Origin of the sequence: Pseudoalteromonas sp. S1650 (assembly GCF_005887195.1) — a bacterium.
GTDB lineage: Bacteria > Pseudomonadota > Gammaproteobacteria > Enterobacterales > Alteromonadaceae > Pseudoalteromonas > Pseudoalteromonas simplex.
Map to the genome: position 1 here is coordinate 17,754 of NZ_PNDF01000067.1, position 19,897 is coordinate 37,650.

At 41.6% G+C, this 19,897-nt stretch carries 19 protein-coding genes; 6 read left to right on the forward strand and 13 right to left on the reverse strand.

Going from position 1 to position 19,897, the window contains the following annotated elements:
- Nucleotides 1-42 precede the first annotated feature (42 nt).
- On the reverse strand, nt 43-339 hold the full coding sequence (locus tag CWB80_RS17665) for a DUF3630 family protein (RefSeq protein ID WP_138601126.1): 297 nt from the start codon (nt 337-339) through the stop codon (nt 43-45).
- A 7-nt stretch (nt 340-346) separates the two neighbouring features.
- Nucleotides 347-2,170: a DNA helicase RecQ gene (recQ, locus tag CWB80_RS17670; protein ID WP_138601124.1), complete on the reverse strand. Its 1,824-nt coding sequence runs from the start codon at nt 2,168-2,170 to the stop codon at nt 347-349.
- 225 nt (nt 2,171-2,395) lie between these two features.
- Between recQ and rarD the strand changes: the two genes are divergently transcribed.
- Nucleotides 2,396-3,319, forward strand: coding sequence for an EamA family transporter RarD (gene rarD / locus CWB80_RS17675; RefSeq protein WP_054554213.1), 924 nt, complete (start codon nt 2,396-2,398; stop codon nt 3,317-3,319).
- 2 nt (nt 3,320-3,321) lie between these two features.
- Here rarD and CWB80_RS17680 read toward each other — a convergent pair whose 3' ends face one another.
- Both CWB80_RS17680 and CWB80_RS17685 read right to left on the reverse strand, forming a co-directional pair.
- Entirely contained in the window at nt 3,322-4,557 is a 1,236-nt protein-coding gene (locus tag CWB80_RS17680) for a GGDEF domain-containing response regulator (protein WP_138601121.1), read from the reverse strand.
- A gap of 78 nt (nt 4,558-4,635) precedes the next feature.
- Nucleotides 4,636-5,010, reverse strand: coding sequence for a MaoP family protein (locus CWB80_RS17685; protein ID WP_054554215.1), 375 nt, complete (start codon nt 5,008-5,010; stop codon nt 4,636-4,638).
- A gap of 90 nt (nt 5,011-5,100) precedes the next feature.
- Between CWB80_RS17685 and CWB80_RS17690 the strand changes: the two genes are divergently transcribed.
- Nucleotides 5,101-5,955, forward strand: a complete 855-nt coding sequence (locus tag CWB80_RS17690; protein WP_054554216.1) for a LysR family transcriptional regulator — start codon at nt 5,101-5,103, stop codon at nt 5,953-5,955.
- A gap of 196 nt (nt 5,956-6,151) precedes the next feature.
- Nucleotides 6,152-7,084 (forward strand): porin, encoded by a 933-nt coding sequence (locus tag CWB80_RS17695; RefSeq protein ID WP_138601117.1) that lies wholly within the window; start codon nt 6,152-6,154, stop codon nt 7,082-7,084.
- A gap of 81 nt (nt 7,085-7,165) precedes the next feature.
- Here the strand turns inward: CWB80_RS17695 and recG are convergent, their stop codons facing one another.
- The 3 genes from recG to asnC are packed head-to-tail and all read right to left on the reverse strand — an operon-like array spanning nt 7,166 to nt 10,506.
- On the reverse strand, nt 7,166-9,247 hold the full coding sequence (recG, locus tag CWB80_RS17700; protein WP_138601114.1) for an ATP-dependent DNA helicase RecG: 2,082 nt from the start codon (nt 9,245-9,247) through the stop codon (nt 7,166-7,168).
- A 39-nt stretch (nt 9,248-9,286) separates the two neighbouring features.
- On the reverse strand, nt 9,287-10,003 hold the full coding sequence (trmH, locus tag CWB80_RS17705) for a tRNA (guanosine(18)-2'-O)-methyltransferase TrmH (RefSeq protein ID WP_054554219.1): 717 nt from the start codon (nt 10,001-10,003) through the stop codon (nt 9,287-9,289).
- A gap of 44 nt (nt 10,004-10,047) precedes the next feature.
- Nucleotides 10,048-10,506 (reverse strand): transcriptional regulator AsnC, encoded by a 459-nt coding sequence (gene asnC / locus CWB80_RS17710; protein ID WP_054554220.1) that lies wholly within the window; start codon nt 10,504-10,506, stop codon nt 10,048-10,050.
- Nucleotides 10,507-10,703: 197 nt separating this feature from the next.
- Here asnC and asnA point away from each other — a divergent pair, with 197 nt between their 5' ends.
- On the forward strand, nt 10,704-11,699 hold the full coding sequence (gene asnA / locus CWB80_RS17715; protein ID WP_138601112.1) for an aspartate--ammonia ligase: 996 nt from the start codon (nt 10,704-10,706) through the stop codon (nt 11,697-11,699).
- 48 nt (nt 11,700-11,747) lie between these two features.
- Here asnA and CWB80_RS17720 read toward each other — a convergent pair whose 3' ends face one another.
- The 6 genes from CWB80_RS17720 to CWB80_RS17745 form a co-directional block, all read right to left on the reverse strand.
- A complete protein-coding gene (locus tag CWB80_RS17720) occupies nt 11,748-13,352 on the reverse strand; it encodes a flagellar assembly protein A (RefSeq protein WP_054554222.1) in 1,605 nt (534 codons plus the stop codon).
- A 153-nt stretch (nt 13,353-13,505) separates the two neighbouring features.
- On the reverse strand, nt 13,506-13,898 hold the full coding sequence (gene ridA, locus CWB80_RS17725) for a deaminase RidA (RefSeq protein ID WP_054554223.1): 393 nt from the start codon (nt 13,896-13,898) through the stop codon (nt 13,506-13,508).
- Between the two features lie 11 nt (nt 13,899-13,909).
- Nucleotides 13,910-16,015: a bifunctional GTP diphosphokinase/guanosine-3',5'-bis pyrophosphate 3'-pyrophosphohydrolase gene (gene spoT, locus CWB80_RS17730; RefSeq protein ID WP_138601110.1), complete on the reverse strand. Its 2,106-nt coding sequence runs from the start codon at nt 16,013-16,015 to the stop codon at nt 13,910-13,912.
- A 130-nt stretch (nt 16,016-16,145) separates the two neighbouring features.
- On the reverse strand, nt 16,146-16,421 hold the full coding sequence (rpoZ, locus tag CWB80_RS17735) for a DNA-directed RNA polymerase subunit omega (RefSeq protein ID WP_054554225.1): 276 nt from the start codon (nt 16,419-16,421) through the stop codon (nt 16,146-16,148).
- A gap of 103 nt (nt 16,422-16,524) precedes the next feature.
- Nucleotides 16,525-17,145, reverse strand: a complete 621-nt coding sequence (gene gmk / locus CWB80_RS17740; protein ID WP_054554226.1) for a guanylate kinase — start codon at nt 17,143-17,145, stop codon at nt 16,525-16,527.
- Nucleotides 17,146-17,314: 169 nt separating this feature from the next.
- On the reverse strand, nt 17,315-18,175 hold the full coding sequence (locus CWB80_RS17745) for a YicC/YloC family endoribonuclease (RefSeq protein WP_138601109.1): 861 nt from the start codon (nt 18,173-18,175) through the stop codon (nt 17,315-17,317).
- A 181-nt stretch (nt 18,176-18,356) separates the two neighbouring features.
- Between CWB80_RS17745 and rph the strand changes: the two genes are divergently transcribed.
- Both rph and pyrE read left to right on the forward strand, forming a co-directional pair.
- Nucleotides 18,357-19,070, forward strand: coding sequence for a ribonuclease PH (rph, locus tag CWB80_RS17750; RefSeq protein WP_054554228.1), 714 nt, complete (start codon nt 18,357-18,359; stop codon nt 19,068-19,070).
- Nucleotides 19,071-19,092: 22 nt separating this feature from the next.
- Nucleotides 19,093-19,737, forward strand: coding sequence for an orotate phosphoribosyltransferase (gene pyrE / locus CWB80_RS17755; protein WP_063699763.1), 645 nt, complete (start codon nt 19,093-19,095; stop codon nt 19,735-19,737).
- Nucleotides 19,738-19,897: the final 160 nt, after the last annotated feature.

Consider the following 19,897-nt stretch of genomic DNA (forward strand, 5'->3'; position numbering starts at 1 on the left):
GTGCAACTACTACATACTAAGCGTGGAAAAAAGTCTAGCTTATTATTGTAATTGCATGACTAAATATTGATAAAGTTGCGGTAAAACTGCACTGGCCTCAATGCCTTCAGCATTAATCCAAATACTTTCACTGTAATGTTCAAAGTTTAGATTAAAACTATGATCTGTAAAGTGAAAGCGTAATTGATGACGATCAGCGCCAGCATCAAAGTCGGCGGTTGTTATTGCTGGAGCGTGTAAGAAAAGGGTTGCCCAAAGTTCAAAGTCTTCGTCGTGTGGAAGCTCACTTGACGTTATGAGAATGATTTCATGCTCAGCATCATAGCTTAGTTCAGTCATAGCAGTCCTAATTAGCGGCAAGATAGTCGCGAATGGTATTTAAAAACGGTTCGCCGTACTTATTGAGCTTAGTGAAACCAACACCTGATACCTTCAAAAACTCACTGTCATTGGTTGGCATGAGCTGCGCCATTTCAGCGAGAGTTTTATCATTGAATACCACATAAGGTGGTACATCATCAGCATCTGCCAACTCTTTACGTAAGGCACGTAATTTTGCAAACAGCTTTTTATCGTAATTAAACTGAGCAAGTTTATCTTGGTAAACGTGCTTAGCTTGTAGGCGAGGTTCAGCAAGTTGCAGTGCATACTCACTTTTAAGCACCGCACGGGCGGCTTCGGTTAAGCGTAATGAAGAGCCTTGGGTAATATCTTGGCTTAATAACCCTTGATGGATAAGCTGCCTTAAAATACTTAGCCAGAACTCCACACTATGCTCTTTTCCTATGCCATAGGTGCTTAGCTGGTGGTGATTGTTATCACGAATACGGCTAGTGTTTGCGCCGCGCAGTAACTCAACAATATAGCCAATACCAAAACGTTGTTCTGCACGATACACACACGAGAGAGCTTGTTGTGCGACAAGTGTGCCATCAAAGCTAGTCGGTGGGTTTAAGCAAATATCACAGTTACCACAGGTTTCGCGCTTATATTCACTAAAGTAATTTAGCAAAATTTGTCTGCGGCATGTTTGTGCTTCGGCAAAGCTGGCCATAGCATTAAAGCGTTGCTCTTCAACACGACGCCGTTGCTCGTCTTCAATATCTTCAAAAAAGCGGCGTACGCGACCAATATCGGCCGGATCAAAATACATTATCGCTTCTGCAGCCAGACCATCACGACCTGCACGACCGGTCTCTTGGTAGTAAGCCTCAATGCTTTTTGGAATATCGTAATGCACCACAAAACGTACGTTTGGTTTATTAATCCCCATGCCAAAGGCAACGGTCGCAACCACAATTTGAATATCGTCACGGGCAAAGCCCGATTGCACAAATTGGCGTTGTTCATTGCTCATACCTGCATGGTAGGCGGCGGCATTAAACCCTGCGTCAGCAAGTTTTTCGGCTACATCATCAACCCGTTTGCGGCTGGTGCAATAAATAATGCCGCTTTGATTTTGCTGCTCTTTTAAATATCGAAGCAGCTGTACCATAGGTTTGAATTTTTCTTCTATGGTGTAACGAATGTTAGGTCTATCGAAGCTACCAGTGTGCACGTAAGGGTGGTTAAGCTGAAGTTGTTCAATAATATCGTAACGAGTTGCTTTATCTGCCGTTGCTGTAAGGGCCATCATGGGCACGTGCATAAAGCGTTGCTTTAACTCGTTTAGCCGACAGTAATGCGGCCTAAAGTCATGCCCCCAATGCGACACACAGTGAGCTTCATCAATAGCAAAAAGTGCGAGTTTAAGATGACTCAAGCGCTCTAAAAATTCGTGTTGTAATACTTTTTCTGGTGCAACATATAACAGCTTAATTTGGCCGTAGTGTAATTGTTGATAGACAGCTTGTTGCTCTTCAAAAGGCAGGCTGTTATTGATGTAGGCCGCTTGCACGCCGAGCGCTCTTAGTTGGGCAACTTGGTCTTGCATCAAGGATATAAGCGGCGAGATAACCACAGTAACACCATCGAGGATCAAAGCGGGTACTTGATAGCATAATGATTTGCCTCCACCCGTTGGTAGAAGTACAAGCGAGTCTTGGCCGTCTAGCGCTGCGGCTATAATCGCTTCTTGGCCATCACGAAAGTCCTTGTAACCAAACACTTGTTTGAGTACGGCTTGTGGTGATCGAACGGGTGTGTTGGACATTGCGGTATTGGTATTCATCGCCGAGCATTTTAGTGGTTTTTTATAGCGATGTCTTTAGCAATATACCCAAACGACCTCAAAATGCAGAATTCAGCGCTTCACAGGAGCTTAATATCACGGCGTTACTTTGCAACAATGGCAGTCCCTTTTAAGAAGTAAATACATGGGCTTATTCAGCGTGTTTTGGTTGCGTCACTGTTTAGGGGGCGTAAAATAGCGCTTTTAAACTATAAAGCCAAACTTATGCCTACCAACATTGAGCAGCGAAAAGGTGTCATTTTCGCTTGTTTAGCCTTTTTTATGTGGGGTCTTGCACCCATTTATTTTAAATTTCTTCAGCAGGTTTCTGCTTTTGAGATCTTAATGCACCGTGTTATTTGGTCGGTGTTATTTTTACTTCTTATTATTGCAGCTCGTCATCAATGGCAGCGTATTCGAATTGTGCTTGGGCAACCTAAATTACTTTTGATGTTGGTAATAACAGCAAGTTTACTTGGCTTTAACTGGGGGTTATTTATTTGGGCGGTGAACAATAATCACATGCTCGATGCTAGTTTAGGTTATTACATCAACCCGCTACTAAATGTGTTGCTTGGTATGTTGTTTTTAGGTGAGCGGCTGCGTAAATGGCAAGGCGTTGCTGTAGGCCTCGCGCTTTGTGGTGTGTTGCTTCAATTAGTGAGCTTTGGATCATTTCCTGTGGTTGCTTTTTCGCTAGCTGGCTCGTTTGCTATTTATGGTCTTTTACGCAAAAAGCTGCCGATTGAATCATTACCAGGGTTATTGCTCGAAGCACTTATTTTATTACCTGTTGCACTTATTTACTGGTGGTTTATGGCGCCTTCGCCAAGCTCTGATTTAACTGCAAATGATTGGCATATTAACGTGTTACTGATAAGTGCAGGAGTGGTGACAACTTTACCACTGTTGTGTTTTACCGGTGCAGCAAAACGCCTTCAGTACAGCACATTAGGCTTTTTTCAGTACATTGGTCCAAGTTTAATGTTTATGCTTGCCGTGGCTTTTTATGGTGAGGTATTTGATGCTGAGCGTGTGGTGACCTTTGCCTGTATTTGGAGCGCTTTGGCGTTATTCAGTTGGGATTCGTACCGCCAAAGTCGTAAGCAACGCAAAGCGAAATTAGAGGCAGTGACTAAGCCTGTATAGGCTTAGCTTATTAGCTTGTTGCGCCCAGACTCTTTTGCTTGATAAAGCTTTAGATCGGCCTGTTTTATTAGTTCATCTAAACTATAAATAGGCCCATTATGAAAACCAATCGACAGCGTAAACTTGATACGGTCTTTGCTAAATTCAGGGCTGTGCTTTTCAACAAATAAGCGGAATTTTTCTAAACGCTGTAACGATTCATGTCGGTCTTGATCAGCAAAATATACTGCAAACTCTTCACCACCAAAGCGGCCAACTAAATTATTTTTAAAATACTTTGCCATACATTGCGATAGGCCCTTAAGCACTTCATCACCGGCATCATGACCATAGTTATCATTTATTGATTTAAAGTGGTCAATATCGATCATGGCTAAAGAGACTGAGGTATCTGCTAGTTTTGCAGCTTTTAGATGGCTGTTTGCTTCACCAAAGAAATAGCGGCGATTAGGCAGCTTAGTGAGGTAATCAGTGTTTGCTTGTAAACGAATCGTTTTAATGTTTTCAAGCATGTCGACGTTTTGACTTAGCCGGCAATAGAATTCTTCATTATTAAATGGCTTGCGAAGGTAATCGTCTGCACCAGATTTTAAAAAGCGCGTTGATAAGTGCAGAGTATCGAGTGCAGAAATGCCGATTATGGCTTTTTCATCATTGGAATATAAACGACGAATTTCAACACAAAGCTCATCCCCATTCATGTTTGGCATTTCGTTATCGGTAATGATCACCGATATTTTTGGGTTTTCAGCCAGTACTTTTAAAGCGTCGACACCATCAACAGCTTCAATGGTTTGGTATTTGTGACGAGTTAATAAGTTACAAATGTGGTGGCGAGTTGCCGCTGAATCATCAACGACAAGAACTTGCACTTGTTCATTTCGAGGCAAGCGAGCGAGTTGTTTTTCTAGATACTGATAAGCTTGTTTATTTTCTTTAGTAATGTAGTCAATTATTGGGTGCTTTTCGACAATATTACGCGTTGTCTCATCTAGGTTTCCCGTCATGACAATTGTGGGAATATCAGAGGCAATAGTAAAAGGAATTGCTTCGCCTTTTGGTGCATCAGGTAGAATAAAGTCTACTACCGAGCAGAAATAAGAGTGCTCTTCAACTAACTTTTTTGCTTCAGCCAACGAGCCTGCAATATCGGCTTCATAACCAACTTTTTGCGCGATATGCTTTTGCACTCGCGCAATCGTTGGCGTATCTTCAATTATTAATATTCTTCTAGTCACGGTTTGCCTTGTTATAACTTTTTGGCGAAGCAATAGTTACTACAAGTTTTAACCTTAAAAGCCTAAAAAAGCAAATCGTTATAAGCTGTCTGACTCAGAATAATATTCAACGCTTTGTGTTGTTGGGTTTGCAATACGGGAACGTCCAAACAATGTATGAAATTTCGTTTTGCAAGTGGTTTGCTTTAGGTATTTGACCCAAGCACGTTCAATTGCATTGGTCGCTTCAAGATTGCCGGTGACAACTTGAACAAATTGAGTTTGAAATTCATTTTGTGGTTCTAGGGTTTTGTTGTATAAACCCTTTAGAACAACACCATGCTGCTCGAGAATGTCGGCTTCTAGCAAAGTGAAGTGACCACTACGACCAAAACCGCGTGGGAAATTTTGATCATCATAGAATTGACGTTGGCTTGCAAATGCCTGACGAAGTGATGAAATGTCATTGCTCATGGCTTTATCCTCATGCCCTAATTTCTTGCTGGAGTATGGATCAAGTTGTCGATTTTATTAAACAAATTATTTTTATCGTAAGGGTAAAAAATGGATATCGATTTATTGAAGACTTTTGTTGAAGTGGTCCGTACGCGCCATTTCGGTAAGGCAGCTGAAAATTTATATATTACACAGTCTGCGGTGAGTTTTCGGATCCGACAATTAGAGCAAGGTTTAGGCGTTAACTTATTTATTCGCCAACGTAACAACATACAGTTAACGGCGCCTGGTGAGCGATTACTGCCACATGCACAAATGATCATTACGGGTATGCAGCGCGCAAAAGTTGATGTGGCACTTGCAGATAATATGCATAAGCAAATTAGCTTAGCAGGAACACCTAATATTTGGGATGCATTTTTACAGTTTGGTATTACTAATATTGTTTCTGCTATGCCGGGTGTGTCGTTAGTTGCTGAAGTCAAAGCACAACAAGAGAGTACTCGCTTATTACTGGAACGTACTCTAGATTTAGCTGTGTTGTTCGATCCCCCTAAAGTAGATGAACTGGTTGTACAGCGAATTTGTGAGTTACCTATTATTCCTGTGAGCGCGTTTGAAACAGCAAATAGTGAAAACTTTTTCGATAACCAATATGTGTATGTTGATTGGGGTACCACCTTTTCTTTATGGCATGCTCGTGAGTTTAACGGCCACGCCCCTCCGTATTTTAGAACCAGTACGGGCCGTATTGCGCTTGATTTAATTTTGAAGTGCGGCGGCAGTGCCTTTATTCCTCAGTTATTAGTTGAAGAGCAGCTTAAATCTGGTGAGCTTTATCATGTTGAAGATGTTGCGCATACATCGCGTGATGTGTTTGTTGCTTACCACAGAGACAACGAGCAAACCCCTCTGTTAGAGAAGTTAGTCACTTTATTAACTGAGCTACAAATAAAAGCTTAAAATTAATTTAATTTAGCTTTCATAAAAATTTAATTTTACAACAGTGAGTTACGTTTTTATTTCAAAATTAATTACATTTTATGAAGCTAAATTGACGCTTTTATTTCAACTGTCATCTTTCTGTCATTTTTTACTGTCACACTGCGCGCATTGAAACACAACATGTGTTTTTTGTTGCGATTATTGAGGAAACGACATGAAATTTGCAAAGTCTAGCTTATTCCTAGCTTTATTTGGTGGTTTATCTTTTTCTGCACTAGCTGATGTAGATGTATATGGTAAAGCAAACGTGACTGTTCAATCATCAGATGATGGCGAAGGGTCTTTCACTGAAATTAAAAGCAATAACTCACGTTTTGGCTTAAAAGGTTCAGAAAAAATTTCTGAAGGCTTAGAAGCGGTTTATAAATTTGAGTTTGGTGTAGACGTATCTGACGCTGATTCAAAAGGCGACAACGACGATAACATCACTGCGCGTAATCAATACGTGGGTGTGAAAGGTAGCTTTGGTCAAGTTGTTATCGGTCGTAACGATACAGCAATGAAGCAATCTCAAGGTAAAGTTGATTTATTCAATGACCTTGAAGGCGATATCAAGAACGTATTTAAAGGCGAAAACCGTTTAGGCGACACCATTTCTTATGCTTCTAAAGACTTCAGTGGCTTCAAAGTATTAGCAACTTATGTAGCTGAAGATGATGTAGATGCTGATAACGGGTACTCAGTAGCGTTAACTTACGGCGATGCAAAACTTAAAGAAAGCAAACTTTATGCATCAGTTGCAGCTGACAGCGAAGTAAAAGGTTACGACATTGTTCGTGCAACAGTACAAGGTAAACTAGGTGACTTCAAACTAGGTGCTATGTACCAAACACAAGAAAAAGTGGATGGTAGCGCAGAAGCTGATGGCTACTTAGTAAATGCTGCTTACCAAATGAATAGCAACACATTCAAAGTACAGTACCAAGTAATTGACTTTGATGAAGGCGATAAGAAAACAGCTATTTCTGCAGGTGTTGATCACAAGCTAAACAAAAACACCAAAGTATTTGGTTTCTACTCAACGTTTGATACAGACAATCAAGTTGACCAAGATTACCTAGGTGTTGGTATTGAATACAAATTCTAAGTGAACACTCCCTTACTTGTGAGCCCAGCTAATTAGCTGGGCTTTTTTTTGTTGAACAACAAAATTATACTGAAGTTAGCTTTAAGCTTGTGCGTAGTTTGATTTGCCTGCAAGCCAGCGTTGAATCAATTTATCGGTAAGTTCTGGGTAGTCATTCAATATTTTGAAAGCGATGGGTCTGACATGATTAAGTGTTTGTTTATCGCGGTTTAGGTCGGCGATTTTAAATTCAGCTAAGCCTGTTTGTTTGGTACCAAGTACTTCACCTGGGCCACGGATTTCTAGATCTCGCTCAGCAATCACAAAGCCATCATTACTTTCACGCAGCACACCTAAGCGTTTTTGCGCTGTAGCTGATAATGGCGCATGATAAAGTAAAACACAGTGTGATGCCGTTGCCCCACGACCAACACGGCCGCGTAGCTGGTGAAGTTGTGCAAGCCCTAACCGTTCAGGGTTTTCAATAATAATAAGGCTCGCATTAGGCACATCAACACCCACTTCAATCACGGTTGTGGCAACCAGTACATGAATATTACCTGCTTTAAACTCACTCATAATGGCTTGCTTTTCGGCGGCTTTCATCCGGCCATGCACCAAGCCAACGTTTAGCTCTGGCAGTGCTGCTTTTAATTGCTCGGCGCTATCCTCGGCGGCTTGGCATTGCAGTACTTCAGATTCATCAATCAGGGTGCAAACCCAATACACTTGACGACCTTGCTCTGAGCATGCTGTTCTAACACGTTGAATGATTTCGTCTCGGCGTGCATCTGGAATCGCCACCGTTGTGATAGGCGTTCTACCGGGTGGTAACTCATCAATCACTGAGGTTTCTAAGTCAGCGTAGGCTGTCATTGCTAAGGTTCGCGGGATAGGGGTTGCAGTCATCACTAATTGGTGTGGGTAGCAATCACCAAAGCGACCTTTTTCACGCAGTGATAAACGCTGATGAACACCAAAGCGGTGTTGCTCATCAATAATAATTAAAACGAGATTGTTAAACTCAACCTGTTCTTGGAATAATGCATGGGTGCCAACAATCATTTGTGCTTCCCCAGAGGCGATTTTTTCCAAAGTTGCTGTGCGCTCTTTACCTTTACTTTTGCCACCTAACCAGGCAACTTCAACACCGAGTTGATTAAACCATTGGCTAAAGTTGATGCCATGTTGCTCTGATAAAATCTCTGTTGGTGCCATTAGCGCTACTTGATAGCCTTCGCTGATAGCACTGAGCGCACTGAGCGCTGCGACTAAGGTTTTACCAGAGCCGACATCGCCTTGTACTAGACGCATCATCGGAAACGGGTGTTGTAAGTCACCTTTGATTTCTGCCACAACACGACTTTGTGCGTTGGTTGGGCTAAAGGCTAAATTAGCTAAAAACTGTTGCTCAAGTTGGTTTTGCGGCTTTAAAGCAACCGCTTTTACCGTTTGCCCTTTTTGGCGCAGCTTTAAAAGGCTTAAGTTTTGCGCAAGCAACTCTTCAAACACTAGCCGTTGCTGAGCAGGATGCATACCCTGTTCAAGAGCAGTTAAATCAACATCGTTTTGTGGGCGATGTAAGGTCATTAGAGCATCGGCTAAACGCATTCCGGTTGGCTGAAACTGTTCTGGCAGTAACTCTTCGACAGGGTATTTAGTTAATAGTGCAAGTGCTTGATCGCTTAGTGCACGAATGGATAACTGTTTTAGCCCTTCGGTAACAGGATAAACCGGCGTAAGCGTGGTGTTCGTTGGTTGCTCAGAAAGGGTATCCGATAAGCTGTATTCCGGATGTGTCATTTCAAAGCCAACTCTGCCACGGCGGATCTCACCAAAGCAACGAATGATTTTACCTGCACTTAAGGCATTTTTTTGAGCCGCGCTAAAGTTAAAAAACCTGAGCGTTAAACGGCCCGTGCCATCATTTACTTGGCAAACCAGCATGCGCCTTTTTCCAAAAGTAATTTGGCTGGTTTCAATAGTGGCTTCAACACTAACATGGCTATGCGGTTGGAGTTCGCAAATTGGGTGAATGCGGGTGCGGTCTTCATAGCGATGAGGCAAATGAAACAGCATGTCTTGTACCGTATGAATATTTAGCTTAGCAAGGCGCTCGGCCATTTTTGGGCCGACGCCTTTTAATTCTGTAATTGGGTATAACGCTAAGCTAGGATGACTCAAAGGTGACTCAAATTATTAATTAGTAGACTGTTTTTCAGTTTACTTGCACTCGTTAGTGGCTTCAAGCGGTTGCGTGTGTTTTAAAATGTTCCAGAACGTTTCATCAGCAACAATTTCACCATTTTCATCCAGCTCAGGGTACGGCAGCTCTTTTTCGCGGCATTGTTCAGCAATGATAGGGTGACAGCCTTCAAACAAAATACGATGCTTAACTTTCGCATCAAGCATATCGCGGTTATAAAGACCTGCTTCTTCACGTTGGCGCTGTGCTTCAAATAAAATAAGTGCCGCTGCAACAGATACATTAAGAGATTGCACCATTCCTTGCATTGGGATGATGATGTTTTTATCAGCATGAGCGAGGGCACGCGGCGAAATACCATCTCGTTCTTGACCAACAATAACAGCTGTCGGTTTGGTGTAATCAATTTCACGAAAGTCGACTGCGTCGTCGCTGAGGTGAGTTGCTAAAATTTGTACATCAGGATTTTGCGCACGCATCATGGCTACGGCTTCATCGATATTGCGATGCAAGTGAGTTTCGAGCCAGTTTTTACTACCACCTGAAGTATTGTTAGTTAACCATTTTTGATTCTCTGGCCATACAGCATGAACATGATGGCAGCCTGTCGCGTCAGCTGTGCGGGCAATGGCCGATAAATTATGATGCTTATGTACCTCTTCTAAACAAACCGTTAGGTCCGTTTGGCGGCGATCTAATACGCGCTTAACACGCTCAAAGCGAGTTGTATCCATAGTTGTGTGCTCGTTGACGGATTCTAATTGGCGCTGATTATACCCTAGGGAACAACAGCACGGCTAATTGGGTTTTGTAATGAGATCAGCGTTTCTGTTGATTGAATAGCTTCGATGGCTTGTATTTTGTTAATTAACACATCTTGTAGATGATCAATTGAGCGTGCCATCACTTTGATAAATATACTGTAATTACCCGTGGTGTAATAGGCTTCTACGACTTCTTCTAGCTCTTTTAAATGCAGTAACGTTTGTGGGTAATCACGGGCATTGTTGAGGTTAATACCAATAAAACAGCAAACATCGTAACCAAGCTGTTTGGCATCAATACTGACTTGGGTGCCTGTAATAATTCCCGCTTGTTTCATCTTTTCGACTCGAACATGAATAGTTCCGGCACTTACTGCAAAGCGTTTAGCAAGTTCTGCATACGCTGTTCGCGCATTTTCCATTAAAGCATTAAGGATGTTTTTATCGAGATTATCGATTTGATAATTTTCCATGGTATTTATTAGTGTTAATTATTGAATCAGTAAAATTTATAGCATTATTTTTATGAAAATTTCAATGTTAAGTTCTTTTTATTGCGGGTTATTGAAAATTATCTTTGTTTAGTTGAGGATTGTTTTAACAGGAGGGGCCAAGCAGCGGGTTTCTCTAATCAAGCAAGTAACAATAACTGGGAATGAGGCCAATTATTATGAGTTCACACTACCTGCAGCAACAGCAGCAAATTAGTAAAGTAAAACAGTTTTTTTCAAGCCAATTAGAACAACAATTAGGATTAGTTGAGGTACAAGCGCCGATCTTGGCAAAAGTAGGCGATGGTATTCAAGATAACTTAAGCGGTACTGAAAATGCTGTATCGGTAGCAGTGAAAACAATTCCGGGTAGCCAATTTGAAGTCGTGCACTCTTTAGCTAAATGGAAACGCAAAACCTTGGCTGATTACGATTTTTCGGTAGGTGAGGGGCTCTATACGCATATGAAGGCGCTTCGCCCAGATGAAGAGTCTTTAAGCCCAATTCACTCGGTGTATGTTGACCAATGGGATTGGGAAAAAGTAATTTGCGAGAGTACTGAGCGCACCTTAGACAAGCTAAAAGAAACCGTAACATCACTTTATCAGGCTATTAAAGCAACCGAACGCTTTGTATCAAGCGAGTTTGGTTTAAAGCCATTTTTGCCAGAGCAAATCACCTTTGTACACAGTGAACAGTTACGTCAGATGTATCCTGACTTTACTGCAAAACAACGTGAAAAAGCGGTAGCACAAGAATACGGTGCGGTATTTTTAATTGGTATAGGCGGCACACTTGCCGATGGCAAAATTCATGACGTACGAGCACCGGATTATGACGATTGGTCAACCCAAACCTGCAGTAAATTTGCAGGCTTAAACGGTGATATTTTAGTTTGGAACCCGGTGCTAGAAGATGCCTTTGAAATCTCTTCAATGGGCATTCGTGTAAGTCCTGATGCATTAGCTACTCAATTAGCGATTACAGGCGACCAAGCTCGTTTAGAGTTTGATTGGCATAAACAGCTACTTGCGAAGCAGTTCCCGCAAACAATTGGTGGTGGGATTGGTCAATCACGACTCGCTATGTTGCTGTTACAAAAACAGCATATCGGGCAAGTACAAGTTGGTGTTTGGCCTGAACAGCTAAAACAGCAAGTGGAAGGAATTCTCTAAGTTAAGATTAATGACCCTGGTAAAAAGAGGCTTAAAGCCTCTTTTTTATTAACTGGTTTTAAACTCCACCTCAACCTTGTTCTCTTCAAGCTTAACCTTGCAAGGGGGGTACTTACGGTTTGTACGTAGCACTTTTTCAAAAATATGTATTTCTACCCCTGAGTGCAATGTTTTGTTAACGACTAATTGCGCATCTTCAAGTAAATCATGCAAATGATGCTCTAAACTTGATAGTTTTTTCTCAAGCATTTCAGCTTGCTCGCAATAGTGCATTTGTGTGGCCCCTATTTTGGCCAGAAGAGTTTTTTTCTTTTCTGCATCTTTTACTAAATCCGCTTTTTCGATAGCCGCTTGTAAGGTATCAAGTTGCGAATCTGTTTGTGCTAAATCTTTGAAGCATTGGTCTGTTTGTGCTGTTACATCAGCACCTGAAGCCGCTAAGTTAATCACCATCTTCGCGCCTGATTCATTGCCAATTTCGCCAGCAATAACTATTTGAGCATCTAAAATTTCACCGCCAAATAGTTTTCCTTGGGGGTTATCTTCTTGGCCGACTTGCAACAATTTAGTGGCTTTCATTACACAATGGCTGGCTTGACGGTCGATGAGGATATTGTTTGCTTCAAGGTAGCTGTATTGACCATGTGATAAGTGAATGTCACCTTGGCTGATGATATTACATGATAACTTTTTATCTTCGAGTTGGTGGCCAATTACGCCTTGTTTTATGGTGATATCACCAGCTGCAGATAAATGACCAGACTCTACAGTGCCCATAACTGTTATATCGCCTTTGGCATTAATACGCATTCCCGGCTCAACATTATGAGTTACAATGACGCTACCTTCAAAATCTACATGGCCGGTTTTTACGTTGACATCGGCAATGGTAAAAATATCATCAACACGCATGCCATTCGCGATATCTACTGGAACACCTGCAATGGCTGAAATAAGTTCAAGCGGATTATTTTTAGATATTTCGGTACCTTCACCAGCAACTAGAGTATTACTTTCACCAGGCTTGGCTGGTAATACATCACCGGTAACAGTAAAGCCTTCTTTACCCGGAGTCGCAGGGATTTGCTTGATAAGTAATACGCCGGGTTCGACACTGGCAAGCTTGCCAAAATCACGCATATCGACAGTACCATCTTCACGCAATTTGGGTTTTTTTAAGCGATCTTTGAGCGTTTCAACTTGAGAAACTAGTTTTGATGGTTGGCCATCGATAGGTAAGCGACCTTTTGCTAGCACGCCTTTAGCGACTTCTCCTGCTGGTAACTCAAACTGTTGTTGTAATAGCTGTTCCAAGAAAGCTTGTTTGTACCCGCGAGCAACGCCCGCTCTGATAAGCTCCTTTTTAGCTTCATCAAGCGTCATAACTTTGCCGCCTTCAGCAAGAGTAAGTTCGCCTGTAGCAAGCATTTTATCATCGCTTAGGGTTACAACTAGGCTCGCATCATGTTTTGAGGCAACAACAAGCATGCGCTCGTTAGAGTCACTTTTGAAGAATTTATTGATAGCTTCATGATCCACTCTGCATTCGCAAAATGGTGACTTTTCTAATGCTTCGATAATAAACGCAGCACTAGGAGGCGAGTTTTCATGAACATCTAATAAAACGTTGCCGTTGTGAGCGAGCTTAAACACGTGGAGATCCTTTTTGACTACATTAGCTAAAGGTTTTATTTGTTATAACAACAGAGTGCTAGAGATTTGCTAATGAGTCAAGAATTTCGGGTGAGGGAAGTAATAACTTTTTCTAAAAAAGTGCCAGCAACTTTGTGTTGCTGGCAGGGCTGATTAGTTTGTTGAAGGTAGCTCCATGATACCGTCAATCTCAACTTGCACACCTTTTGGTAACGCACGTACGCCAATTGCGGCGCGTGCAGGGTATGGTTGCTTAAAGTACTGGCTCATTACTTCGTTGACAATCGCAAAGTTAGATAAGTCAGTTAGAAAGATATTTACTTTCACCATGTCTTGAATTTGGCCGCCGGCAGCTTGGCAAACAGCTGTTAGGTTTTTGAATACTTGGTGAGTTTGCTCAGTGAAGTCTTCAGAGATCACTTCCATTGTTTCTGGTACAAGTGGAATTTGACCTGATAAATAAACAGCCGTGCCTACTTTAACTGCTTGGCTGTAAGTACCGATAGCTGCAGGCGCATTATCAGTAGAAATAAAAGATTTGTTCATGATTATCCTTGTTACTTTTTACGATAGACTCTTTGCACATCAGGCATAACGCGAATGCGGCGCATAATGTTAGCAACATGAACGCGGTTTTTAACCGTGATGCCTAAATCTATCATGTATAAATTACTTTCTTTTTCGTCAGTCGCTATTTCAACAATATTGGCTTGGGTTGAGGCAACAACATTGGTTAATTTAGCCAGCGCACCTTGGTGATTAATAATCTCAATACGAAGGGCAGCAATATATTCTTTCTCTGGGTTATCGTCCCATTTTACAACGAGGTATTTTGAGCGCTCTTTTTCCCAACCACGAATATTTTTACATTCTTGGCGGTGAACCGTAAGGCCTTTACCTTGACTTATATAAGCTGTAATTGCATCACCCGGGACTGGGCGGCAGCATTTAGAGTAATTAACTAACATGCCTTCAGTACCGATAATGGTCGCTTTTGCTTTTTGTGCTAGGTCGTCTAGGTCGTCTGCATCAACTTGCATCAAGCGTTTTGCAATTAGCACACTCATGAGATTACCTGAGCCTATTTCTACTAGTAGCTCAAGGACGGTATTTAGTTCATGCTCTTGAAGTACACGGCGAATGTTTTCATCTGGAATATCATCCAGTTTGGTTTCACCAAGTGCTGAGTCTAGTAAACGTCGACCGAGCAGCATGGCTTCTTCATGCTGTTGGCTCTTCAGGTAATTGCGAATACCTAAACGTGCTTTACCTGTTACAACGAAGTTTAACCAAGTTGCATTAGGGTGTGCTCCAGAGCTGGTGATGATTTCGACCGTTTGCCCTGTATCAAGCGCTTTGCTGAGTGGGTGAGGTTTACGGTTAACGCGTGCCCCCACACAGGTATTACCTACATCAGTATGAACTGCATAAGCAAAGTCGACTGCTGTCGCACCCATGGGTAGCTCAACGATACGGCCATCTGGCGTGAAAACATAGATCTCTTCAGGGAATAGCTCTGTTTTAACGTTTTCAACAAACTCAAAAGACGAACCAGCGCTTTGCTGAAGTTCCAGTAAGCTTTGCATCCATTGGCGAGCACGTTGTTGTGCTGTGTGGCCTGCATTATCACCGGCTTTTTTATACATCCAGTGAGCAGCGACCCCTTTATCTGCCATATGATCCATATCGTGGGTACGAATTTGAATCTCAACAGGAATACCATGAGGGCCAACTAATGAGGTATGAAGCGACTGATAGCCGTTAGTTTTTGGTACAGCAATATAATCTTTAAAGCGAGTTTCGATTGGCTTGTAAAGGTTATGCGCAACACCTAATACGCGATAACAGGTATCCATATTATCAACATTGATACGAAACGCGTAGATATCCATCACTTCGTTAAACGACAGCTCTTTATTAAGCATTTTTTTGTAAATGCTATAAAGGTGTTTTTCGCGGCCAGATATAGTTGCTTCGATGCCAGACTCTTCTAAACGCGCTTCAATTTCAGTTTTAATATTACTGATAACTTCTTTACGGTTACCACGTGCTTTGACTACTTCTGATCTTAATGCGCGATGGCGCATCGGGTATAACGCTTGAAAGCCTAAATCTTCTAATTCATTTTTAATATCGTGAATACCAAGGCGGTTCGCAATTGGTGCGTAAATCTCTAGGGTTTCACGGGCAATGCGACGGCGTTTGTCAGGGCGCAGTGCGCCTAAAGTACGCATGTTGTGAGTACGGTCAGCCAATTTAATTAAGATCACGCGAATATCTTGCGTCATCGCCATGATCATTTTGCGGTAGTTTTCGGCTTGGAATTCTTTTTTATCTTTAAAGCTGAGTTTATCTAGCTTACTCACCCCTTCAACAAGCTCGGCAACGGTGTCGCCAAAAATTTCAGCTAAGTCTTGTTGGCTAAAGTCAGTGTCTTCAATCACGTCATGCATCAGGGCAGCCATCAGCGTTTCGTGGTCTAAGTGCATGCCGGCAAGTATTTGTGTCACTTCGACAGGGTGGGTGATATAAGGCTCGCCACTTGAGCGTGTTTGGCCTTCGTGGGCTTCGCGAGCGACCACGTATGCTTTTTGTACCAGCTCAATCTCAGCGGGTGGTAAGTATTCGGATATTTTCTTTTTGAGGCCTTCGAATAGATACAAAGTCACACTCCAATGCGCAAATGAAGTAAATCGGTAACGGTATGAATAGAATATACGATGAAAAGAAGGGCTTGCCAACGGCTAGTGTAGAAATACTAGCCGTATAGCTAAATCAAAGCGGGGAGCTTGATTACTGGTTGCCACCTACGATAGCAGCCACAGCAGCCATTTCTGCTGCTTCTTGATGTTGTTGTTCTTCACGATCAATTAAGTCCATAGAAGAGCTATCTACTAACCCTTTCTCAATTTCACGTAAAGCAATAACCGTTGGTTTGTCATTTTCAGCATCAACGAGTGGATCTTTACCACCAACCGCGATTTGGCGGGCACGACGAGCCGCAACTAAAATTAAGTCAAAACGATTACCAATTGCATCTACTGCATCTTCAACAGTTACGCGAGCCATCTTAGCACTCCAAATAAATTCTTAAGCAAAGGCGTAGTTTACTGTACCAAGTTAAATTCGCCAATAGCTTGTGGTTAATTTTTATCTTATTCTTAAAAAAGTATTACTTAAGTAAGTTCTCTAATAACGCCTGATGGCGCACAGTTTGGCTTTTTAACGATAAACGTTTAGCCATAACGATCGTTTCGATTTCTGTAAGTGCAGTATCAAAGTCATCGTTAACAACAACATAATCATACTCATTATAGTGTGATGTTTCTGATTGTGCTTTTGCCATTCTTCCTGCGATTACCTCAGCAGAGTCTTGACCACGGTTATTTAAGCGTGATTCAAGTTCTTCTTTTGATGGTGGAAGAATAAAGATAGTCTCAACATCATCAACTAATTTGCGAATTTGCTGAGCACCTTGCCAATCGATATCTAAAAATACGTCAATACCTGCTTCAAGTTGGCTTTCGATTGCTTGCTTAGACGTACCATAGTAGTTATCAAACACTTGCGCCCATTCAAAAAAGTCATTTTTCTCAATTAGCGCTTTGAACTCATCAACAGAAACAAAGTGATAGTGCACACCGTTTTCTTCACCCGGACGAGGTGAGCGAGTGGTATGCGAAACCGATACTTTCATATCGCTGTGTTTCTCTAATAAAGCACTAATTAAGCTTGATTTACCAGCCCCTGATGGAGCTGACAAGATAAATAAATTTCCGCGAGTTTGCGCCATGATCTGTCTCTAATAAAAAATAAACAGGCTCGGACTATCGCTAATCCAAGCCTTTAATTGAACTATTGTACTTTATTTCGCTAAAAGTGCTCAAGTTTGCCTGCTTTTAGACTTTTCAAAAACAAAGACCCAGCAGGTGCTGGGTCTTATAAAAAACTGTAAAGCGTGCTTATTCAATATTCTGAATTTGTTCGCGCATTTGCTCGATTAACACTTTTAGTTCTACCGCAGCGTTTGTGATGTCACTGTTGATAGACTTTGACGCTAATGTGTTTGCTTCACGGTTAAACTCTTGCATCATAAAGTCTAGGCGTCGGCCACATGCGCCGCCTTTAGTTAAGATTTTTTTGGTTTCTTTAACATGTGACTTTAAGCGATCTAGTTCTTCAGCAACATCTTGCTTTTGTGCAAGGTAAATAAGCTCTTGCTCAAGACGAGACTCATCGATGTCTGTTTTTAGTTCTTCTAGCTTTTGGTTTAGTTTTTCGCGCTGCCATTTAGCAATTTCTGGTAAGTGGCCTTCAACAATAGTTACTTGCTCTAAAATAGCATCAAGGCGAGTTGCAATCATTTCTTGTAAGTTTGCGCCTTCATCGCCGCGAGCTTGTTTAAAATCTTCAATCACTTCATCGAAGCCTGCAATTAGCGCAGTGTTTACGCTATCCATATCGAGCTCTTCGGCTTCCATCACGCCAGGCCAACGTAAAATATCAACTGGGTTGATGTCACCATTGCTTTGGTTTTGCACCCATTGTGCGCTTTTAATTAATTGTTCAGCGAGTGATTCGTTAATCGTTAACTCACCAACATGCGCTGGATTTGCAGCAAACTTTAAGAAAACTTCAACTTTACCGCGTTGTAAATGTTTACGTAAACGCTCACGAATAACCGGTTCCATGCCACGAAATTGCTCAGGTGCGCGGATAAAAGTTTCAAGGTAACGTTGGTTTACTGAACGAATTTCCCAAGTGCCAGTGCCCCATTCGCCTTTAATTTCGCGGCGCGCATAAGCTGTCATGCTGTGGATCATGGATGATTTCCTAGTGTTATTAAATTTACAAAGTTGACTGATTATACCGAATCAGCTTTTAACCTCTAGCGTAAATTTTCTGAAATGTGCTTTTCTGATGCAGTTAATTATGTAAATGAACATGGCATCTAGCACCACATCGACTTATAATGTGGCAAATTCAGAATTAAGGGGATCGTTAATGCGTCCAAGCGAAAGAACACCTAACCAAATTAGACCGGTTACATTCACACGTAATTACACTATGCATGCTGAAGGTTCAGTATTAGTAGAGTTTGGAAATACTAAAGTTTTGTGTACAGCAACTGTTGAAGCTGGTGTACCACGCTTTATGAAAGGCCAAGGTAAAGGTTGGGTTACGGCTGAATACGGTATGTTACCTCGTTCAACACATACTCGTAATGGCCGTGAAGCATCGCGCGGTAAGCAAGGCGGTCGTACTATGGAAATTCAACGCTTAATCGCACGTGCACTTCGTGCTGCGGTTGACTTAAAGGCGTTAGGTGAAAACACCATTACTATCGATTGTGATGTAATTCAAGCAGATGGCGGTACACGTACGGCATCAATCAGTGGTGCATGTGTTGCATTAGTTGATGCGCTTACTTACATGCGTAGTAAAGGTATGATCAATTCAAACCCACTTAAGCATATGATTGCGGCAATTTCAGTTGGTGTATATAAAGGTCAACCAATTAGTGACCTTGAGTACCTAGAAGATTCTGAAGCCGAAACAGATATGAACGTGATCTTGACCGAAACTGGCAAAATCATCGAAATCCAAGGCACAGCTGAAGGCGAACCTTTCTCATTCGACGAACTTGATGAGCTACTTACATTAGCTAAACATTCAATTCGTGAAATTATCGACGTTCAAAAGCAAGCATTAGCTTAATAAATAAGTAGGTTTATTAGTTATGAAAGATTATCAAAAAGAGTTTATTGAATTCGCACTTGAAAAGCAGGTGCTTAAATTTGGTGAGTTTACTTTAAAGTCTGGCCGCACTAGTCCTTACTTTTTCAATGCAGGTTTATTTAATACCGGTCGTGACCTTGCACGCTTGGGTCGCTTTTACGCTGCAGCACTTGAAGATGCGGGCATTGATTACGATGTATTATTCGGCCCTGCTTATAAAGGTATTCCAATCGCAACAACAACAGCGGTTGCTTTAGCTGATCATCACAACAAAGATGTACCTTACTGTTTTAACCGTAAAGAGAAAAAAGCACACGGTGAAGGTGGTACATTAGTAGGTTCTGAACTTAAAGGTAAGATCATGTTAGTTGATGACGTGATCACTGCAGGTACAGCTATTCGTGAGTCTATGGAAATCATTGCAGATAATGGTGCGGACTTAAGTGGTGTTTTAATTGCACTTGACCGCCAAGAGAAAGGTAAAGCTGAGTTATCTGCTATTCAAGAAGTCGAGCGAGACTTTGGCACTAAAGTTATCTCTATTGTAAAACTAGCTGACTTAATTAGTTACCTAGAAGCCAAAGGTACAATGGATGAGCATTTAGCTGCAGTAAAAGCATACCGTGATCAATACGGCATTGCTTAACACCTAAAATGCGAACAATTTAAAGGCCCAGCTATATTGCTTAATGCTGATCAGTTAAGAATATTTTTATGATCACTTGACTGATCTTTTCATAGCTTCAAAATCCGATATTAGAAATAATATCGGATTTTTTATGTCTCTAATGATGCTCTACTATGAT